Origin of the sequence: Halobacillus litoralis (assembly GCF_020171725.1) — a bacterium.
Classification (GTDB): domain Bacteria; phylum Bacillota; class Bacilli; order Bacillales; family Halobacillaceae; genus Halobacillus; species Halobacillus litoralis_F.
Genome location: NZ_JAIVAJ010000008.1, coordinates 59,173 through 76,266, shown reverse-complemented (window position 1 = coordinate 76,266; position 17,094 = coordinate 59,173). Strand labels below are relative to the sequence as shown.

At 50.0% G+C, this 17,094-nt stretch carries 22 protein-coding genes; 15 read left to right on the top strand and 7 right to left on the bottom strand.

What is annotated here, in order from left to right; translation table 11 throughout:
• Positions 1 to 36: 36 nt before the first annotated feature.
• The 7 genes from LCM20_RS16410 to LCM20_RS16380 all read left to right on the top strand — a co-directional run bounded on the left by LCM20_RS16410 (position 37) and on the right by LCM20_RS16380 (position 5,526).
• Positions 37 to 981 carry an ABC transporter permease gene (locus LCM20_RS16410; RefSeq protein ID WP_225196581.1) on the top strand — a complete coding sequence of 315 codons (945 nt, stop codon included), beginning with the start codon at positions 37 to 39 and terminating at the stop codon, positions 979 to 981.
• Positions 982 to 1,002: 21 nt separating this feature from the next.
• On the top strand, positions 1,003 to 1,839 hold the full coding sequence (locus LCM20_RS16405; RefSeq protein WP_225196580.1) for an ABC transporter permease: 837 nt from the start codon (positions 1,003 to 1,005) through the stop codon (positions 1,837 to 1,839).
• Between the two features lie 15 nt (positions 1,840 to 1,854).
• A complete protein-coding gene (locus LCM20_RS16400) occupies positions 1,855 to 2,847 on the top strand; it encodes an ABC transporter ATP-binding protein (protein WP_225196579.1) in 993 nt (330 codons plus the stop codon).
• Positions 2,844 to 3,848, top strand: a complete 1,005-nt coding sequence (locus LCM20_RS16395) for an ABC transporter ATP-binding protein (protein ID WP_225196578.1) — start codon at positions 2,844 to 2,846, stop codon at positions 3,846 to 3,848. Before LCM20_RS16400 ends, LCM20_RS16395 begins: the two co-directional genes overlap by 4 nt.
• A gap of 462 nt (positions 3,849 to 4,310) precedes the next feature.
• Positions 4,311 to 4,673, top strand: a complete 363-nt coding sequence (locus LCM20_RS16390) for a hypothetical protein (RefSeq protein ID WP_225196577.1) — start codon at positions 4,311 to 4,313, stop codon at positions 4,671 to 4,673.
• Positions 4,674 to 4,752: 79 nt separating this feature from the next.
• Positions 4,753 to 5,022 (top strand): 30S ribosomal protein S14, encoded by a 270-nt coding sequence (rpsN, locus tag LCM20_RS16385; RefSeq protein WP_225196576.1) that lies wholly within the window; start codon positions 4,753 to 4,755, stop codon positions 5,020 to 5,022.
• Between the two features lie 120 nt (positions 5,023 to 5,142).
• Positions 5,143 to 5,526: a hypothetical protein gene (locus LCM20_RS16380; protein ID WP_225196575.1), complete on the top strand. Its 384-nt coding sequence runs from the start codon at positions 5,143 to 5,145 to the stop codon at positions 5,524 to 5,526.
• 53 nt (positions 5,527 to 5,579) lie between these two features.
• Here LCM20_RS16380 and LCM20_RS16375 read toward each other — a convergent pair whose 3' ends face one another.
• Positions 5,580 to 6,170 carry a TetR/AcrR family transcriptional regulator gene (locus LCM20_RS16375; protein WP_225196574.1) on the bottom strand — a complete coding sequence of 197 codons (591 nt, stop codon included), beginning with the start codon at positions 6,168 to 6,170 and terminating at the stop codon, positions 5,580 to 5,582.
• An 83-nt stretch (positions 6,171 to 6,253) separates the two neighbouring features.
• On the opposite strand from LCM20_RS16375, the gene LCM20_RS16370 reads away from it, so the two are divergent.
• Entirely contained in the window at positions 6,254 to 6,790 is a 537-nt protein-coding gene (locus LCM20_RS16370) for a hypothetical protein (protein WP_225196573.1), read from the top strand.
• Between the two features lie 43 nt (positions 6,791 to 6,833).
• Here the strand turns inward: LCM20_RS16370 and LCM20_RS16365 are convergent, their stop codons facing one another.
• Both LCM20_RS16365 and LCM20_RS16360 read right to left on the bottom strand, forming a co-directional pair.
• On the bottom strand, positions 6,834 to 7,211 hold the full coding sequence (locus tag LCM20_RS16365) for a hypothetical protein (RefSeq protein WP_225196572.1): 378 nt from the start codon (positions 7,209 to 7,211) through the stop codon (positions 6,834 to 6,836).
• Between the two features lie 168 nt (positions 7,212 to 7,379).
• Positions 7,380 to 8,264 carry a permease prefix domain 1-containing protein gene (locus LCM20_RS16360; RefSeq protein WP_225196571.1) on the bottom strand — a complete coding sequence of 295 codons (885 nt, stop codon included), beginning with the start codon at positions 8,262 to 8,264 and terminating at the stop codon, positions 7,380 to 7,382.
• 171 nt (positions 8,265 to 8,435) lie between these two features.
• Between LCM20_RS16360 and LCM20_RS16355 the strand changes: the two genes are divergently transcribed.
• From LCM20_RS16355 to LCM20_RS20215, 5 genes are all read left to right on the top strand, one after another.
• Positions 8,436 to 8,699 (top strand): PH domain-containing protein, encoded by a 264-nt coding sequence (locus tag LCM20_RS16355; RefSeq protein WP_225196570.1) that lies wholly within the window; start codon positions 8,436 to 8,438, stop codon positions 8,697 to 8,699.
• 42 nt (positions 8,700 to 8,741) lie between these two features.
• Positions 8,742 to 9,242, top strand: a complete 501-nt coding sequence (locus LCM20_RS16350) for a GNAT family N-acetyltransferase (protein WP_225196569.1) — start codon at positions 8,742 to 8,744, stop codon at positions 9,240 to 9,242.
• Positions 9,243 to 9,462: 220 nt separating this feature from the next.
• Positions 9,463 to 9,699 (top strand): DUF3953 domain-containing protein, encoded by a 237-nt coding sequence (locus tag LCM20_RS20220; protein ID WP_225196568.1) that lies wholly within the window; start codon positions 9,463 to 9,465, stop codon positions 9,697 to 9,699.
• A gap of 281 nt (positions 9,700 to 9,980) precedes the next feature.
• On the top strand, positions 9,981 to 10,529 hold the full coding sequence (locus LCM20_RS16340; protein ID WP_225196567.1) for a helix-turn-helix domain-containing protein: 549 nt from the start codon (positions 9,981 to 9,983) through the stop codon (positions 10,527 to 10,529).
• Positions 10,519 to 11,220, top strand: a complete 702-nt coding sequence (locus tag LCM20_RS20215; RefSeq protein WP_225196566.1) for a type II CAAX prenyl endopeptidase Rce1 family protein — start codon at positions 10,519 to 10,521, stop codon at positions 11,218 to 11,220. Before LCM20_RS16340 ends, LCM20_RS20215 begins: the two co-directional genes overlap by 11 nt.
• Before the next feature lie 40 nt (positions 11,221 to 11,260).
• Here LCM20_RS20215 and LCM20_RS16330 read toward each other — a convergent pair whose 3' ends face one another.
• From LCM20_RS16330 to LCM20_RS16315, 4 genes are read right to left on the bottom strand one after another with little or no spacing between them, the layout of a single operon-like run.
• A complete protein-coding gene (locus LCM20_RS16330) occupies positions 11,261 to 12,082 on the bottom strand; it encodes an ABC transporter ATP-binding protein (protein ID WP_225196565.1) in 822 nt (273 codons plus the stop codon).
• Positions 12,082 to 13,119, bottom strand: a complete 1,038-nt coding sequence (locus LCM20_RS16325; RefSeq protein ID WP_225196564.1) for a FecCD family ABC transporter permease — start codon at positions 13,117 to 13,119, stop codon at positions 12,082 to 12,084. The genes LCM20_RS16330 and LCM20_RS16325 overlap by 1 nt, the downstream gene beginning before the upstream one ends.
• Positions 13,116 to 14,156, bottom strand: coding sequence for a FecCD family ABC transporter permease (locus LCM20_RS16320; protein WP_225196563.1), 1,041 nt, complete (start codon positions 14,154 to 14,156; stop codon positions 13,116 to 13,118). The genes LCM20_RS16325 and LCM20_RS16320 overlap by 4 nt, the downstream gene beginning before the upstream one ends.
• Positions 14,149 to 15,210, bottom strand: coding sequence for an iron-siderophore ABC transporter substrate-binding protein (locus LCM20_RS16315; protein WP_225196562.1), 1,062 nt, complete (start codon positions 15,208 to 15,210; stop codon positions 14,149 to 14,151). Before LCM20_RS16315 ends, LCM20_RS16320 begins: the two co-directional genes overlap by 8 nt.
• A 178-nt stretch (positions 15,211 to 15,388) precedes the next feature.
• On the opposite strand from LCM20_RS16315, the gene LCM20_RS16310 reads away from it, so the two are divergent.
• Positions 15,389 to 16,501, top strand: coding sequence for a sensor domain-containing diguanylate cyclase (locus tag LCM20_RS16310; RefSeq protein ID WP_225196561.1), 1,113 nt, complete (start codon positions 15,389 to 15,391; stop codon positions 16,499 to 16,501).
• A 15-nt stretch (positions 16,502 to 16,516) separates the two neighbouring features.
• Complete coding sequence (locus tag LCM20_RS16305) at positions 16,517 to 17,047, top strand: hypothetical protein (RefSeq protein WP_225196560.1); 531 nt, start codon at positions 16,517 to 16,519, stop codon at positions 17,045 to 17,047.
• Positions 17,048 to 17,094: the final 47 nt, after the last annotated feature.

Below are 17,094 nucleotides of genomic sequence, written 5' to 3'. Positions count from 1 at the left end.
CGATTTTCTTCCCTTTTTTTAAAGGAGGAAGATCGGTTGCTTACATATATCATCCGACGTTTACTATCTGTCATTCCCGTCATGTTCGTCGTCAGCATCATCGTCTTCATGATCGTCCACCTGACGCCCGGCAACCCGGCTTTTCTCATTCTCGGAGAGGACAGCTCGCCTGAGGCCATTGCCGATCTTGAAGAACAGCTCGGCTTGAACGAACCGCTCTATGTCCAATTTTTCACCTGGTTGTCCCAAGTCGTGACGGGTGACCTTGGTACGTCCGTCTACTCTGAACAAGCCGTGACGGACCTGATCTTTGCCAACTTCGGTCCGACGTTCAGTCTGATGGCTCTATCGATGATTCTGTTACTGAGCATCGCCATCCCGACTGCTATTGCGATTGTCGCGCTCAGAAAAACGGTGCTCGATCCGATCTTCACTTCCGTCTCCCTGTTCGGCGTTTCGATCCCGGATTTCTGGCTGGCGATCCTGCTCGTGCTCGGATTCGGTGTCGCTCTGCCTGTCTTTCCTGTTGCGGGCTACATCCCGCTCGCAGAAGGCTTCGGGGGCTGGCTCTATCACCTGCTTCTGCCGTCATTCGTGCTGGCAATCGTCGAAGTCGGCATCATCGCAAGGATGCTGCGCGACAGCATGCTCGAATCCGTCAACCAGGACTATACGAAAACAGCCCGGGCCAAAGGCATACGTGAGCGGGACGTCCTTGTCGGCCACGTCTTCCCGAACGCCCTGATTCCGACGACCACCGTACTCGGCGCAACCGTCGCCGGACTGCTCGGCGGCACCGTCATCATCGAAACCCTGTTCACCATCCCAGGCATCGGACAGCTGTTGATCGACTCGATCCACCGCCGCGACTATCCCGTCGTCCAAGGCGTCGTCCTGTTCATCGCCGCCATTTATGTACTCGTCAACCTGCTTGTGGATCTGCTTTATACATTCCTCGATCCACGCATCCGCTATGACTAACAAACCGAGGAGGAGCAAATGATGTTTCAGAAAAAAACAAACGTGCTCGCCCTGACGATGCTCGTCATCATCGTCTTGGCTACGATCACAGCCCAGTGGTGGCTGCCGGTCTCCCCGTCGGAAATCGATCCTGAACAGCGGCTGAGTGCACCAAGTGTCGATCATTGGTTCGGGACGGACGACTTCGGTCGGGACGTCTTCGCACGAACGGTTGTCGCCGCCCAGGTCTCCCTTGCGGTCGGCGTCCTAGTGGCGGTGTTCGCCACATTGATCGGGACCGTCCTCGGACTCGTCTCGGGCTATTTCAGGAAGGTCGACTTCGTCCTGATGCGGATCATCGATGGCTTCCTCGCCTTTCCGGCTTTACTGCTTGCGCTGGCGCTCGTCGCCGCGCTCGGAGGGAGTCTCGTCAACATCATCATCGCCCTGACACTCGCCTTTTTCCCTGTGATGGCAAGGGTCGTCCGTTCAGCTGTTTTACAGGTGAAGAATGAGTCCTACGTGGAAGCGGCGAGAACGACAGGGGCTGGTCATGGTGTCGTCATCGGACGCTATGTTCTACCGAACGTCCTTTCGCCGATCATCGTGCAGACGACGTTCATTTTTGCCAAGGCGATTCTCGCGGAAGCGGCGCTCAGCTTTCTCGGTGTCGGTGTCGATCCGTCCACTCCGACATGGGGAAGCATGCTGCAGGAGGCGCAGATCTATTTGACCCTGGCGCCGTGGTACTCGATCTTCCCGGGGCTTGCGATTGTCATCACCGTCCTTGCCTTGAACTTACTCGGAGACGGCCTGCGTGACGCCTTTGACCCGCACAACATCAAACGGAAACGGAAAGTGAAAACGAAGGCTGCCTAAAGGAGAGGATACGGAATGCTTCAAGTGAACAACCTTCATGTACATTTAGATACGCCGGACGGCACCGTCAAAGCCGTCGATGGCGTCACCTTCTCGATCGAGGCAGGGGAAACGGTCGGAATCGTAGGCGAATCGGGCAGCGGGAAGAGTGTGCTTGCCCACTCGCTTATGAAGCTGAACCCAGAGCCTCCGGCTGCCTACCCGGAAGGGGACGTCTATTTCAATGACCGGAGCGTCTTGAAGATGAATAAAAAAGAACTCCGAAAACTGCGCGGCAGTGACATCGCGATGATTTTCCAGGATCCGATGTCGAGCTTGAACCCGGTCTTCAAGATCGGCAAGCAGCTGATCGAAGCGATCCAGGCTCACCGCAAGCGGCCGAAGAAGGAAGCGCGCGAGAAAGCGATCGAGCTGCTTCGGGATGTCGGCATTCCTGATCCTGAGGCACGCATCGAAAGTTACCCGCATCAATTTTCCGGCGGGATGCGTCAACGTGTGCTGATTGCGATGGCGCTCGCTTCAGAGCCGAAGCTTCTGATTGCAGACGAACCGACGACCGCGCTCGATGTTACGATTCAAGCTCAGGTGCTGGAGCTGCTGAAGGGCATTCAGAAAAGATACGGGGCCGCGATTATGATCATCACCCACGACCTCGGCGTCGTCGCTCATCTGGCGGACCGGATCCTCGTCATGTATGCCGGCCGCCTCGTCGAGTCCGGCAGTGCGGAGGATATCTTCTACCGGACGGCGATGCCTTATACGTGGTCACTGCTGCGGTCGATTCCGTCCGTCGGTGGCGGAGAGCGGCTCGTCCCGATCGACGGACAGCCGCCGAGTCTGATCGATCCGCCTGCTGGGTGCAGCTTCGAGCCGAGATGCCCGTTCGCAACCGAGGCGTGCCGTCACGTCGATCCGGATCTTAAGGAACGCGGGAGCGGACACGAAGCGGCCTGCCTGCTTTCTTTTTCTGAGTTCGAATCTTTGAAGGAAGGAGTGGTGTCCTCATGAGTGAGTTGCTCGAAATCAAGGACCTGCACGTTCATTTCCCTGTGAAAAAAGGGCTGTTCCAGCGCCCGAAGCAGCATGTGAAGGCGCTCAACGGCGTCGACCTCACCGTCCGGGAAGGCGAGACGCTCGGCATCGTCGGAGAATCCGGCTGCGGAAAAAGTACACTCGCCCGCAGCATCATCGGTCTCCAGGAGCCGACGTCCGGCGAAATCCTGTTCAACGGGAAGGACTATACAAAGGCGGACGCCAAGGAAACCCGTGAGATGAGACGCGACGTCCAGATGATCTTCCAGGACCCTTATACGAGCCTGAACCCCAGGATGAAAATCGGCGACAGCATCGCCGCACCACTCAAGGCTTACAACAAAACTGACGGCCTCGAGTCGCGCGTCAAAGAGCTGCTCGAACTCGTCGGGCTCGATCCGGATACGCACTACCATAAGCTTCCGCATGAATTTTCCGGCGGGCAGCGACAGCGCATCGGCATTGCCCGGGCGCTCGCCCTTGAGCCGAAGCTGATCATTTGTGACGAACCCGTCAGCGCCCTCGACGTATCCGTGCAGGCTCAAGTGATCAACCTGCTGCAGGACCTACAGAAGAAGCTCGGCCTCACCTACGTGTTCATTGCCCATGATTTGTCCGTCATCAACCATATGGCCGACCGCGTCGCCGTCATGTACTTAGGAAAAGTGATGGAGAAATCCGGTGCAGGCTCCTTTCAGACGAAGGCGCAGCACCCGTATTCGCGGGCACTCCTGTCAGCCGTTCCCGTCCCTGATCCGGTCGAGGAGCGGAGCCGCGAAAGAATCGTGCTGAGCAGCGAGCTGCCATCACCCGCCAATCCGCCGAGCGGCTGCGTGTTCCATACAAGATGTCCGCTTGCGACTGACCGCTGTAAGACCGAGGTCCCTATCCTTGAGGAGAAAAATGAGTCCGGACAGGAAGTCGCCTGCTTTTATCCGATAGAGGAGCCGGCTTCAGCGGGGTATGCTGCTCGATAAATAGGTTGAGCATGATTGGGACAGGTGGCGTGAGAGTAGCGGATTGCTAGTCCCGATAAAGTCTAAATCGGACAGGCAGAGCGAGAGTAGTAGAACTGGTAGTCCCGATAAAGTCTAAATGGGACAGGCATAGTGAGAGTAGTAGAACTGGTAGTCCCAATAAAGTCTAAATGGGACAGGCAGAGCGAGAGTAGTAGAGCTGGCCGTCCCAATAAAGATTTAATGGGACAGGGGTAGCGAGAAGAGCAGAGTAGGTCGTCCCAATAGACTTTTATTGGAACAGAGAGAGCGAGAGTCGTAGGTTCCCAGTCCCAATTAGCATCCTGAACTCGAATCAGCCGTTGCGGCAGTCGTCTTAGACAGGCGGCTGCTTTATTTTTTCAAATGGGTTGTGTATTGTAGAAAAGAATGATAAATTATAGTAACGATTACGATTTACATTAGATCACCGGGGTGGTTAGGATGAGTGATTATTTAATAGAGCAGTGGACCGATTGGATTGTCGGGTCTTTGCCGGAGGAGCAGCAAGCCCTTTATACGTATGTCATCCATATGGAGGATCGTCTGGCTGAGGTTGTGGCGACCGAGGGGGAGTTCATGGATCGTCTGAAAATCGAACGTCCTCACCAGCTTGCGGCGGACCGTTTCGGGATGACGTTGTTTGAGTTGCTGCAGACGTTACGGGATATCGAAGAGCACGTTTCAGAGCGTCTGGAGCAGATGCTTGCTGAGGTGAGCTGGGTGGATTGTACGCATCTCGTGAATGGCGGGGATCGAAAGGTGTTTTACGTGTCTTTGCCGAGCGCAGGGACGGGGAAGGAATAGGAGTCGAATCTGGCTCCCAAAATTTTTTTGAATAAATTAAATCGTAATCAATACGAATTAAAGAAAGGTGAATGTGAAAATGGCTAAGAAATCTAAAGTAGCAAAAGAGAAAAAGCGTCAGGAAATGGTAGCGAAGTATGCGGATTTGAGAAGAGAGTTGAAGGCGAAAGGGGACTATGAAGCGCTTCGTAAGCTTCCTCGTGATTCTTCTCCGACTCGTCTGACTGGAAGATGCGAAGTGACGGGGAGACCTCGTGCTTATATGAGGAAGTTCAAGATGTCCCGGATCGCGTTTCGTGAGTATGCGCATAAAGGTCAGATTCCTGGTGTGAAGAAAGCAAGCTGGTAATGGGTGATATAGTTGGAAGTCTGTCCTTGAGTTAATGGGACAGGCTTTTTTTCATGAATGGGAAAAATGGTGCAGGTGATATAGAATGGGGATATCTGGTTTGGCGAGAGGAGGAACAGTTTGCTGAAAAGAAGGAAGCATACGCGAACGGAATGGGCGCTTTTATTCATTATTATCCTGATGGCAGCAGGAGGGTCCACCTACTATGTCATGTTCTACACACCCAAGAGTTCACTGGAGCTTTACCAAAAGATAAATTTCGTTGATGATAGCCCGGAGAGCTTTATGCTTGAAGGATATGAGCACAACCTTGACGAAGGAGACTTGGAATACATCCGAAATAATCGGAACAAAGGAATAGGTCAATTCACGGTGTTTGAATATGAAGAAAAATCCTATGTGCTTGCAACGACGCTTGGGGCAGGAAGACTCCACGTAATGGCGGTAGAGGAATTACCGGAAGAGATGAGCACGTTCCTAACCGACTTATACGAAAAAGAATAGAGCGATACATAAAAAAAGACGGCGCCTGGATTCTCAGATCCAAGCGTCGTCTTTTACGTGCAGATGCTTTTCAGGTGGTGTTCAAGTACTTCGATTACTTTTTCCTTTGAAAAAGAATCAGGGTGCATTAAATGGTGCATCGCCATCCCGTCGACGAGTGCGTGCAGCCTGGATGCTTCCATCTCCAAGTCTGCGTTCTCATGCAGGAGTCCAAGTGAATCGAGCAAACGGAGCACGTTGGACATTCCGCCCCTCATCTCTTCGTACACCTCTTCTCCCAGTGCTTTGAGCTTCTCATCAATCAGCATCTTAGAGGAGAAGGCCAACCACACCTCCATTTCCAACCTTTTCTCTGAATCGATCGGAATCAATTCGCATAAGGCCTCCATGACGGTTTCGAAGGGAGTCCCTGTATAGGAGTTCGATTCGGCGCGTGTTCGGACGCGTTCTGATACGAGCTCCATGGAAAAAGCGAGAAGCTCGGACTGACTTGAGAAATAATGTCGCAGCGACCCGGTGGAAAGTCCTGCCGCATCAGCAATCTTACGGACTGTCGCCTTTTCGATGCCTTCTTCACGGATGACCTTCCAAGTCGCTTCAGCAATATGAATTTTTCTTTCTTCATGATCAATAAATTTTGGCATAGCTATATTTTAACACACTTGTATTATAAAATTTAATCTGCTATTGTTTTTATAACACAGTTGTACTAAAAAGGGGTGGCAGAATGATTGGGTGGTTGATTATTGCCTGTGAGATCGGGTTCTGGGTGTTTGTTCTGGCGGGGCTGTTCTCAAGGTATATTTTGAAAAAAAGGAAGCTCGGCGCGTTTCTGTTGATTTGTACGCCTGTGGTAGATGTCGTTCTACTTGTTGCAACGGTCATCGACTTGAGAAATGGTGCCGAAGCGTCGGTTCTGCACTCTCTGGCGGCGATCTACATCGGGGTCAGCGTTGTCTATGGGCACAGGATGATCAAATGGGCCGACCGACAGTTTTACTACCGGGTTTCCGGCGGGGAAAAGCCTGTGAAAGAGAAGAAGTATGGAGCTGAGCGGGCGCAGGAGGAAAGGGCAGGATGGTATCGACATCTGCTCACCTGGATGATAGGTGGGGGCTTGATGGGAATCATCATTCTTATGATCCAGGATCCGCAGCAGACGGAAGAGTTATGGGGGACGCTTAGGCTTTGGTCGATTATCATTGTGGTGGATTTCTTGATCAGCTTCAGTTACACCGTTTTTCCGAAGAGGGAGAATGCTTAGCCCACTTCAAGTTAAGGTGTATGGTCCTGGGTCCCCATATCGACTATCCATTCAATGCAGTAATCAAGAAGCAGATGGCTGTGAGCAAGGATAAAGGCGTCATGACGAGCTTCTCCTTCTTACTTCTGGAGAAGAAGTTCATAACCGTATTGAAGAACAAGTACACAGCGAAAACGTAGCAGACTTCTCTTGCGATAGGAGCTATAAAACTTATTGAAACAATCTGCCCCGTTTGTAATAGAAAGATCATGGCTGCCACTTGAATCAATACAGAAATCGAACACGCTATGCGTAAGGATACAGGCATAACTGTATATTTTCCGCCCATGGCAAAGTCGCCATAGGGTAAACCGAAAGCTAATAAGATATATAAAACAGCTACGAACAAAAGAGAAATGCTTCCAATCCATGCAGTAATCATAGCAATACCTCCCAGAACTTTCTCCCTTAACTATAAAGGATAGTCCAGCACAATGCAGGATGTTCACTCTGAATCAATGACTCTCTATCTGTAATCAACGGATTTAATTTCCGCTGATTGTAGTTCGGCCCCTTCCTCCACGCATTTCGATAGATTATAAGGTCGCTTCTATAGGAAAAGATGAACACGAGTCTGCAGCACCCATGGCGTGACCGTGAACGCTGTGATCAGTGCAATCACAATCAGCCCCGGCACCATAGCAGCGACAGGTTTTTGTGACGTAAGCTCCATCAAGTATTTGTAGAACAGTAGCCATCCGATGAAGATGCCGATCGGAATTAGAACAAAGAAGTTGATCCCCACCATCACAATGAACCCATACGCAAAGAACAAGGCAACGCCGCATATTAACGCACCGGCAAGGATGTTGACGATATAACTCACTTTTTTCAACCGACGAGTGCTGCGGTCATTTGATTCTTGAAGCGAGTAAACGTACGAATTGCGGATCACGAATACGAGACACAGCCCGATCAGGACAGCGATGTAGATGGTAAAAAGAATCATCTGCACCTGCGGAAATTGGGTGACGACAAAGGCGTTGAACCCATTCCATCCTGCTGTGAGGAAGACGAGCACGTTGACCGACCAATAATATTTGCCGAGTAAAGAGATGTTCATGGCGGTAAGCGTGACGAGTGTTCCGACTACAAGCTGTATCGCCAGCCAGCCGAACGACGGCTCACCGAAGACGTTCAGAAGCGCAAAGTGAAGAAAAACGCCGAGGGCAATGGTGGCAAGGCCGATCACATATAATAAGCCGCGCTGGTAAGGGTACATCGTCTCCTGCATTTCGTTGCCGACGGAGTCCGCCTCCCCGAAGTCCTCGATCGCTTTCCGCTCAGCCACCTCAGACTCGAAGCCTTCTTCTTCGTATTTCTTTTTCAAAGCATACAAGTGTGAAAGAAAATCCTCTTTCATCTCCTCGCGCTCTGCCTGATTGCTTTGTGTTTGATTAAGAATGTGTTCTACATGCTTCTCTAATCGATCCATGATTCTTATCCCCCCATATAAACGCACTTTACTGGAATTTAATGGTGATTACATTGTAATACGATGTACTTAGGAAAACAAGAAGGATTTGGAAAAATAAAAATTCAGCTGAAACAAAAGTCCAGTCGAAAACGTAAATACATGATAGAAATCTACTTTGGAGGGATGGGTATGTTCGGTTTGAAAGTGAAAGAGAACGGTGACACTGTCGTCATCTCATGGCAGCTTAGCAAAGTCGAGATTCCAAAGGATGAAATCACGGCGGTCACACTCGATGAAACGTATGGTGGTGAAGAGAAAACCGCCATGCGCATTGGTTTTCCCTATGCGACAACAGAGAGAATCCTCATCAAAACAACGAAGCAAAACTATCTCCTATTTACGAACAACAGGTCTATCAAAGATAAAATCGAACGAATTCTTTCACAAAAATAATGAAAGTGTAAGATAGAGATATGTTTGAAGGAGGAAGAGAAAATGAAGATACATATTCGCTCTGCGGAAAAGAAAGATTATGAAGAACTGCTTCCTTTATTCCGGCAGGTTCACGAATTTCACGTTTCGGTCAGGCCGGACTTGTACAAAGAGAACCCCATTCCCGTCGAGCAGGAATTCTTCGAAAACCAATTGAAAGATTCCAGGCAGCATATTTTCGTCGCTGTCGTGGATCGCGAACTAGCAGGTGTTATCGTGACGAAGGAAGAGGAGGTAGCAGAAAACTCTTTTGTTAAAGCGAGGAAAATACTGCTGATCAACAGCTTGTGCGTCGCTGAAACCCATCGAAGCCGTGGCATTGGAAGGAAGCTGACGCAATATGTCTTCGATAAGGCGAGGGGTCTTGAAGTGGACAGCGTGGAGCTCGGCGTGTCTGAGAAGAATACCTCTGCCATCTCGTTTTACGAGTCGCTTGGGATGACGACCAAGAGCAGGAAAATGGAGATTACGTTGAAGGATGAAGGAGAGGTTTGCTGTGAATAAGGATGTAAGGGAAAGGTGTTTCTATGTGGCTGTTACATAAGCAATTGATCAGGAGTTTGCTGTTGGTAGTTGCGTTGTCTTTGTTGTTGGTGTGGGATCAGGTTTTATTATTCGTTCTCAGTATCGTTGTCCTTGCTGTCATAGAGGGAGTGGTTTATACGACAAAAAAGAATCACAGACAGCGAAGTCGTTGAGTTGGTTCTAGAGGAGGGGTGTTGTCGTGAAATTTGTGATGGCAGTATCTTCAGTTGCTATCCTTGCTTTAGCCATTTATGTCCTCATGGTCCAAGATGCCAAGGAGGTTATGCCCTATCTAATGCTGCTTCTCGGGGTTCAGATGTTCATTCTTGGGGTTAAGGAGTTCAAGAGAATAACGAATTCTTACTTAGGATATTCCTTATTTGCCATTGGTATGTTTATCCTCTATATCTCTTACCAAGGGTTTACAGCTGTTTGAGGACACAAGAGTTGAGGAGATGGATTTATGTAAAAAAGCATGATTCCTGATGGGTATCATGCTTTTTTCATACCAATCCGAATTAAGGCGTGAACAACTTCCACTGCCCTTCAAAAATCATTTCAATGATTGCGTTCGAATCCTTAATGGCCGTTTCGTCAACCGTGCCATATCCTGGACAGGCAGGATCCCCATTTTTCATACTCTACAATTTACGAGTAGAAATTCAGCCACCCTATTGTTATCATTATTGATAACAATAACAAAAGGAGACCACAACTATGAATTCAAAAGCTGATATGATCCTGCATCCTGTTCGAATGAAAATCATCCAATGCCTTGCGCGAGGTCCCGCTACGGTGCAGGATTTACGAGAATCGTTGAAGGAGATTCCACAGGCGACGCTGTACCGTCATCTGCAGGCATTGAGTGAGAACGACATTATCAATGTGATTGAGGAAAGGCAGGTCAGAGGAGCGGTAGAGAAAACGTATTCGATCGAGAAAGACGCCGCCCACTTTTCAGCAGAGGAAGCGGAGAAGCTGACTACGGATGAGCATATGGAAATGTTCATGATGTACATGGCGATCATTATGAGGGATATGGAAGCTTATCTTGAGGGCGAGACGCGTATGGGGGAGGACTTGTTTGGCTACAATCAGCTGGACCTTTACGTTTCTGACGAAGAGTCCACACAGTTACAAAAGGACATTAACAACCTTCTCCATTCTTATGCACAGAATAAAGCTTCAGTGGATCGACGCAGAGTTTCCTTATCGACGATTCTTGTCCCAGAAAAAAAGGAAAGAGGAGATCATCGTGAAAAATAAATGGACGATCATCAGTTTGTTCACATTAGTCGGAATCATGGGGGGTTATCTGGTTGGATTGAATACTGCCGCGAATCCGCCCGTCCCTGTTCCGGATCCTTCTGTCCTTGTCATAGCCTTGACGATCCAAACCGGAGTTCTGACGTTTCTACTAAGCTTAGCGGGCTGGTCGCTTGTGAAGCGTACGGAACTTTCGCTATGGAAAAAAAGCGGGTGGAAAGCAGCGCTGATCAGTGGTATTGTCGTTGGGTTGATTTTACAAGGGTCAGATCGTCTCTTGTTTACCGCTCTGATTCCCGAGCTCGAGGGTCTTTCTTCGTCGTTTTCCTTCCAAGCGTTACTCATGGGGCTCTTTTACGGAGGAGTCGTAGAGGAAGTGATGATGCGGTTCTTTCTCATGTCACTCATCATTTTCATTTTGACTAAAATTCGAAAGCGCAAAGACTTGTCTGACGGGGCATATTGGGTTGCGATATCAATCACGGCGCTCTTGTTCGCGGTCGGTCATTTCCCGGCGAATATCATGTTGTTCGGTGAACTCTCGCCGGTCGTCACCATCCGAGCTCTTCTCTTGAATGGAATTGGAGGCATCGTTTATGGTTACCTCTTCTGGCGTTACGGACTCGTGTTCAGCATAGCTGCCCATATGATGACCCACGTTACGATGCAGTTCGTGATGCTGATCTTGTAAAAAAAGCCCTCCCGAGAGTCTCAGGAGGGCTTTCCTATGACTAGGACCATACCGCTTCCTTCTGCCGCACGTGATGGCGTCCGATCGGGATGACAGAAGGAGATCCCGAGACCGGATCTTCAATCACGGTGGAGTGAAGGCCGAAGATGTCATGAATCAACTCGCTCGTAATCACGTCAGAAGGCGCTCCCTCTGAGATGAGTTCGCCTTGACGGAGGGCGAAGATATGATCGGCATAGCGGGCTGACAAGTTGATGTCGTGAAGGACCATGACGATCGTCGTGCCGTATTTCTCATTCAAATCAGTGAGAAGATCGAGAATCTCCACTTGATAGGTGATGTCAAGGAAGGTCGTCGGTTCATCGAGAAAAAGAATATCGGTTTGCTGGGCGAGTGCCATGGCAATCCACACCCGCTGGCGCTGTCCCCCGGAGAGCTCGTCAATGTGATGGTTGGCAAGCTCGGTCACATTCATGATTTCCATCGCTTCCGCCACGGCCTCATAATCCTTCTTCGACCAGCCGCTGAACATCGACTGGTGAGGAAAACGACCTCGTCCGACGAGGTCTGAAACGGTAATGCCTTCGGGTACAATCGGCGACTGAGGGAGAAGACCAAGGACACGGGCCAGCTGTTTGGACGGGATACGGTCCAGCGATTGACCATCCAATGTAATGCCGCCTGAAGTGGGCTTGATCAACCGGGCCATCGTTTTCAGCAGTGTCGACTTTCCGCAGGCGTTGGCGCCGATGATTACGCTGATTTTGTTGCTTGGAATTTCAAGGCTGATGTCATTGAGAACTTTTTTCTGGTCGTACCCTGCGACGAGGTGTTCCGCTTGAAAGTGATGAGTCGGTTTCATTACAAGTCTCCTTTTTGGTTCATTCGAATGAGCAGGTAAATGAGATAAGGGGCCCCGATGATGCCGGTGATGATGCCGACCGGATAGCGGACGTCAAAGGCGAATTGCCCAATCAAGTCTGCTGCGAGCACAAGGTTGATGCCGACGAGTCCGGACGGAATGACGTTTGAGAGTCCCGGCCCGACCAGTCTTTTCGCAATCGGACCTGCTAAAAACGCAACGAACGCGATGGGTCCTGTCGTAGCTGTTGCCAAGGCAATCATGCCGACTGCGCTCAAGATCAATGCCATTCTCACTTGATCCGTTCGGACACCGAGTGATGTGGCGGACTGTTCCCCGAGCTCGAGAATACTTAATTGTTTTCCAAAAAGAATCAGGATGGGTGCACAAAGGAGTACGGCCCAGAAAAGGGGACCGATCTCGTGCATTTGGATGCCGTTCAAGCTTCCACTCAGCCATCTGAGAGCGGCGGGGATGTCCTGCTCTGCTCCAATCAGAAGCAGATACGAGACGGTGGCATTGAGCATCGCCTGAATCCCGATACCGACAAGAATGATCCGTCCGATGGAAAACGAGGACCCTTTTGAACGGGAAAATAGATAGAGCAGGAGCACCGTGACGAGACCGCCGATGATCGAAGCGATTGAAACGACAGCGTTACTCGCCTGCAGGATGATGATGCAGAACACTGCCGCTGCGCTTGATCCAGACGTAATGCCGATGACGTTCGGGTTTGCTAGCGGGTTGCGCAGCATCGTCTGGAAGGTGTTCCCGGCAAGACCGAATGCGAATCCTGCGAGAACGCCTGAGAGCATCCGCGGGAGCCGGAGTGTTCCGATGGTGAATGAAGCACCACTGACGTGTTCGCCTAAAAGAACACGGACGACATCCTGAACTGGATAGATGGTATTTCCGAGTAACAGCATCGCTCCCATCAGCACAAAGGCGAGCAGGCCCATGATGCCGGTGACGAGCAGCCACCTTTGTTGTCGTTGACGTCTTCCGGATTGTATAAATTCAATAGTTTGAGTTTTCATAGTGAACGCACTTTCGCTTTCATAGCTAGAATAATAAGAATCGGAGCGCCGACAAAAGCCGTGACGACCCCGACTTCGAGCTCCCCAGGGCGACCAACCAACCGTCCGCAAACGTCCGATATCGTCAACACGATGGCCCCTGTAAGGGCGGACATCGGAATGAGATAGCGGAGGTTGGAGCCGAGAATGAGCCGTACAACGTGGGTGGCAAGAAGCCCGACGAAGCCGATCGGTCCAGCTAACGCTGTCGCCGCTCCGCAAAGTAAGACGGCTGCAATGGCCGCGATCAGACGCAGCGTGCTTGTTTTGACCCCAAGGCCTGTGGCGAGTTCGTCTCCTAACGCCATGGCATTGAGGGCGGAAGCGGACAGGACGGCGATGACCAATCCGACGACGAGAAACGGGCTGAAGGTCTGGACAGAGCTCCAGTCCGCCGCTCCAACGCTGCCTACCTGCCAGAACCTGAACTGATCCATCACGTACGAGCGTGGAATCATGATGGCGATGACGAGTGAGGAAAGGGCCGCACTCGTAGCCGCACCTGCCAGGATCAGCTTCAGAGGCGTGGCCCCACCGCGCCCCATCGACCCGACGCCGAATACGAGAATCGATGTGAGCAATGCGCCGGCGAGGGCAAGCCAAATGTATTCTCCAGCCGTACTGATGTTAAAAAAAGCAATGCCGATAACGACGAACAGTGCCGCCCCCATATTGACACCGAGGATGCTTGGGTCTGCGATCGGGTTACGAGTCACCGCCTGCATAAGCGAGCCGGACACACCGAGCGCCGCTCCGCACATCAAGCTGAAAACCGTACGGGGAATGCGGCTTTCCACGACATTCGCTCCATACGAACCAGTGCCTTCTGCAAATAATCCATTCATGATTTCTTGTAAGCTGACAGGACGGGAACCGAGTGAGAGCGATGCGGCCACACTGATTATAAGCAGGATTGCACCCACCACAAGTACCGGAGTGAAATACTTCGGTACGTGAGGGCTCACTTGCTGTTTTTTCAATTCAGCGAGACTACTCATCTAACTTCGCAGCGGCATCTCCAATTAATTTCAAGTACTCATCCAGCGTGTACTGAATGGAAAGAGGGTTCGGATTGCCTGATGCAGCAAGTGGTGTGCCGTTCCCGATGAACACAACAGAACCTCTTTGAATCGCTGGAATCTCTCCAAGAAGTGGGTCCGCTTTAACCGCTTCATATAAGCTTTCGTCACCATATCCAATCAGAATGTCCGCGTCGTTCAGCACGTCTGCATTCTCCGCGCTCAGCGTCAACGCAAAGTTGGACTCATCCTCAATCGCATTCAGAACGCTGTCCGGGTATGTCATGCCGAGCTCCTCCAGGAACTTGCCGCGTGGATCGGCCGGTGTGTAAACGTAAATTTGAGACATGTTGTCTGCAGAGAAGCTTGCAAAGGCAACGGTTTTCCCTTGGATTTCCGGATACTCCTCCGCTTTCTCCTGAATGAACTTCTCGGTTTCTTCAATCAACTGCTGTCCTTCTTCTTCCATGCCCATACCCTTCGCGTTCATCAGAACCTGTTCACGCCAAGTCGTGACCCACGGGGCTTCCTTGTATGCGACTACGGGAGCGATTTGACTAAGTATATCGTAATCTTCCTGTGTGATACCGGAATACGCAGCCAGAATGACATCCGGGTTCGAATCCGCTACCGCCTCGAAATCAAGGCCGTCGGTATCCTGGAATATGTTCGGGTCTTCAACACCAAGCTCATCAAGCTTTTCCTTCGTCCAAGGCAGCATGCCACTGTCATCCTGAACACCATAGTTCGCAGCTGAGAACCCAACAGGCTCAACCCCCAGTGCCAACGCTACATCGTGGTTGGCCCATTGAACCGTCGCGACACGCTCCGGTTTTTCTTCAATGACCGTTTCACCAAACGCATGTTCAATCACAATCGGGTACTCAGAAGAGCTTTCCTCGGTTGATTCTGAACCGCCCTCGGCCTCTTCACCAGATGTTGCATCCGTTTCCTGTGACGAACAGGCCGCCAGTACAGACAACATAAAAATAGAAATGAATAACGTGAACAAAGAGATCTTTCGTTTCGTCATTTTATATCCCACCTTACATAAAATTTAGTTGATAATGATTATCATTCACAATGATATAGAGACTTTTCAGAATTGTCAACTTGGTTTTGGGAAAAAAGGCCGTGCTCTTTTTGACGGGGGGTAATGGAATAAATTATGATAAAGGTAACAATTGAGCGGAGTGGAAGGGGTTGGGTGGGTGGATTATATTGTACAGTTTCAGCTCAATATTTACGCTTTTATCGTTTTAATGGTGCTGTTTATCATCATTAAAGCAAGAGCAAGAGTAGAGAGCTTTGGCAAAAAGCTTTTAAGAATGATTATGTATGCAACAGCTGTAGCGATCGTCATTGAGCCGATCACTTGGATTTTGGACAATAAAGTATTCCCTGGGGCTTACTTCCTGGGCTATTCCACGAACTTTATCCTTTTTCTCATGGGACCGATTCTTGGTGGTTTGATGCTTTCCTATGTAGATTATCATTTACTTAAGCAGCCGGCCCGCATCTATAGAAGGGGTTTCTATCAACATGTGAGCGTGGTCACGTTCTTCATTCTTCTCATCAACATTGCGTATCCTCTATATTTTCAAATACTGCCTGAAGAGAACCGATACATAAGTGGTGATTTTAAAGTCGCTCATTACGCGGTCATAGCAGCTCCTTATCTCTATATGCTCATCTTTTCCTTTCGAAACCGCCAGAGGGTTCCGGCTTACGTTTCCTATGTTTTCATGATCTTTTATGCTCTTCCGATTATCGGATTGGCTTTGCGATTATTCGAACCTGAGCTGTTCTTTGCTTGGACAACCATCGTCATCGGCATCCTGGTATCCTATACGTTCCTTGAATCGAGCTCTACGGAATTAGATTCCTTGACGAAGCTCTATCATCGTCAAAGCTATGAAACGTACCTCCGAAACCTGATTGAAACCAAGCGGTCTTTTGAGGTGGTGGTGCTGGATTTGAATCGATTCAAAGCGATCAATGATCAGTATGGGCACCAGAAAGGAGATCATGTATTAATCGAGTTCGGATGGATCCTTCAGAAAACCTTCCACCATAATGCGTTAACCGCCCGCCTGGGAGGGGACGAATTTGTCATCGTCATCGAAAAAGACGAAGACGCCACGGTCAAGCGTGATATGGAGGTAGTCGCTGCCCTTCTGAAAAAGCATCCCGACCCGCTCCTGTCATCCTTAACGTTCAGCTATGGCTGCCAGTGCTATGAACCAGGGATGTCGATGGACGAATTGTACAATGCAGCAGATAAGAAAATGTATAAAGTGAAAAGAGAGAGTCGACCTGTTTAAGAAGGAGGGAGGCAGATGAAGAAGTTCCTGCTTCTAACTGCTATCTTGTTCCTCACTGCCTGCACGGAACAGGAGGAACAGACGATGAGCGAAGCGTTTCATGAAAATCCTGCAAAAGGAAGCCTTATTTACACACACGCTATCAATGAAAAGGAAGGAATCGCCTTGTTCGAAATAGAGAACAGATATGGCGTTCACCATCTGAGAAAAGAGGAAGACGGTTGGCACAAATCAGGTGGAGGCAGTTTCGGTCTGGAGGGACCTGAGCCGACAGAAGGGGTAAGCAGTTCGTCTGTCACAAACCCAGTCGGCACGTCTTCTTTAGGCGGGGAGTCTGTCTATAGAACGACGTTTGTCGGTCGGATCTACTCTAAAGATATCGATTCGGTATTCGTCCGCTACGATGGTTCTGAGGAAGAAGCGGAACTGGTCGAGTATGAAGGCCGAACGTATTATTACATATCGAAAATCGGAAAAGATTTGGGTGTGACTCAGGTCAGGGGACTGGATGCTGAGGGGAAAGTTGTATATGAGCATACCGAGTAGGTTTATGGAAGTTTGACATAAAGGGAAGCCTGGTCCAATCATTTTTG

What these genes read in the sequence shown, in the direction of transcription:
- LCM20_RS16405 (WP_225196580.1), top strand. Translation starts at nt 1,003, where the DNA reads ATGTTTCAGAAAAAAACAAACGTGCTCGCCCTGACGATGCTCGTCATC.
- LCM20_RS16400 (WP_225196579.1), top strand. Translation starts at nt 1,855, where the DNA reads ATGCTTCAAGTGAACAACCTTCATGTACATTTAGATACGCCGGACGGC.
- LCM20_RS16395 (WP_225196578.1), top strand. Translation starts at nt 2,844, where the DNA reads ATGAGTGAGTTGCTCGAAATCAAGGACCTGCACGTTCATTTCCCTGTG.
- LCM20_RS16390 (WP_225196577.1), top strand. Translation starts at nt 4,311, where the DNA reads ATGAGTGATTATTTAATAGAGCAGTGGACCGATTGGATTGTCGGGTCT.
- rpsN (WP_225196576.1), top strand. Translation starts at nt 4,753, where the DNA reads ATGGCTAAGAAATCTAAAGTAGCAAAAGAGAAAAAGCGTCAGGAAATG.
- LCM20_RS16375 (WP_225196574.1), bottom strand. Translation starts at nt 6,170, where the DNA reads ATGCCAAAATTTATTGATCATGAAGAAAGAAAAATTCATATTGCTGAA.
- LCM20_RS16370 (WP_225196573.1), top strand. Translation starts at nt 6,254, where the DNA reads ATGATTGGGTGGTTGATTATTGCCTGTGAGATCGGGTTCTGGGTGTTT.
- LCM20_RS16365 (WP_225196572.1), bottom strand. Translation starts at nt 7,211, where the DNA reads ATGATTACTGCATGGATTGGAAGCATTTCTCTTTTGTTCGTAGCTGTT.
- LCM20_RS16360 (WP_225196571.1), bottom strand. Translation starts at nt 8,264, where the DNA reads ATGGATCGATTAGAGAAGCATGTAGAACACATTCTTAATCAAACACAA.
- LCM20_RS16355 (WP_225196570.1), top strand. Translation starts at nt 8,436, where the DNA reads ATGTTCGGTTTGAAAGTGAAAGAGAACGGTGACACTGTCGTCATCTCA.
- LCM20_RS16350 (WP_225196569.1), top strand. Translation starts at nt 8,742, where the DNA reads ATGAAGATACATATTCGCTCTGCGGAAAAGAAAGATTATGAAGAACTG.
- LCM20_RS16340 (WP_225196567.1), top strand. Translation starts at nt 9,981, where the DNA reads ATGAATTCAAAAGCTGATATGATCCTGCATCCTGTTCGAATGAAAATC.
- LCM20_RS16330 (WP_225196565.1), bottom strand. Translation starts at nt 12,082, where the DNA reads ATGAAACCGACTCATCACTTTCAAGCGGAACACCTCGTCGCAGGGTAC.
- LCM20_RS16325 (WP_225196564.1), bottom strand. Translation starts at nt 13,119, where the DNA reads ATGAAAACTCAAACTATTGAATTTATACAATCCGGAAGACGTCAACGA.
- LCM20_RS16320 (WP_225196563.1), bottom strand. Translation starts at nt 14,156, where the DNA reads ATGAGTAGTCTCGCTGAATTGAAAAAACAGCAAGTGAGCCCTCACGTA.
- LCM20_RS16315 (WP_225196562.1), bottom strand. Translation starts at nt 15,210, where the DNA reads ATGACGAAACGAAAGATCTCTTTGTTCACGTTATTCATTTCTATTTTT.
- LCM20_RS16305 (WP_225196560.1), top strand. Translation starts at nt 16,517, where the DNA reads ATGAAGAAGTTCCTGCTTCTAACTGCTATCTTGTTCCTCACTGCCTGC.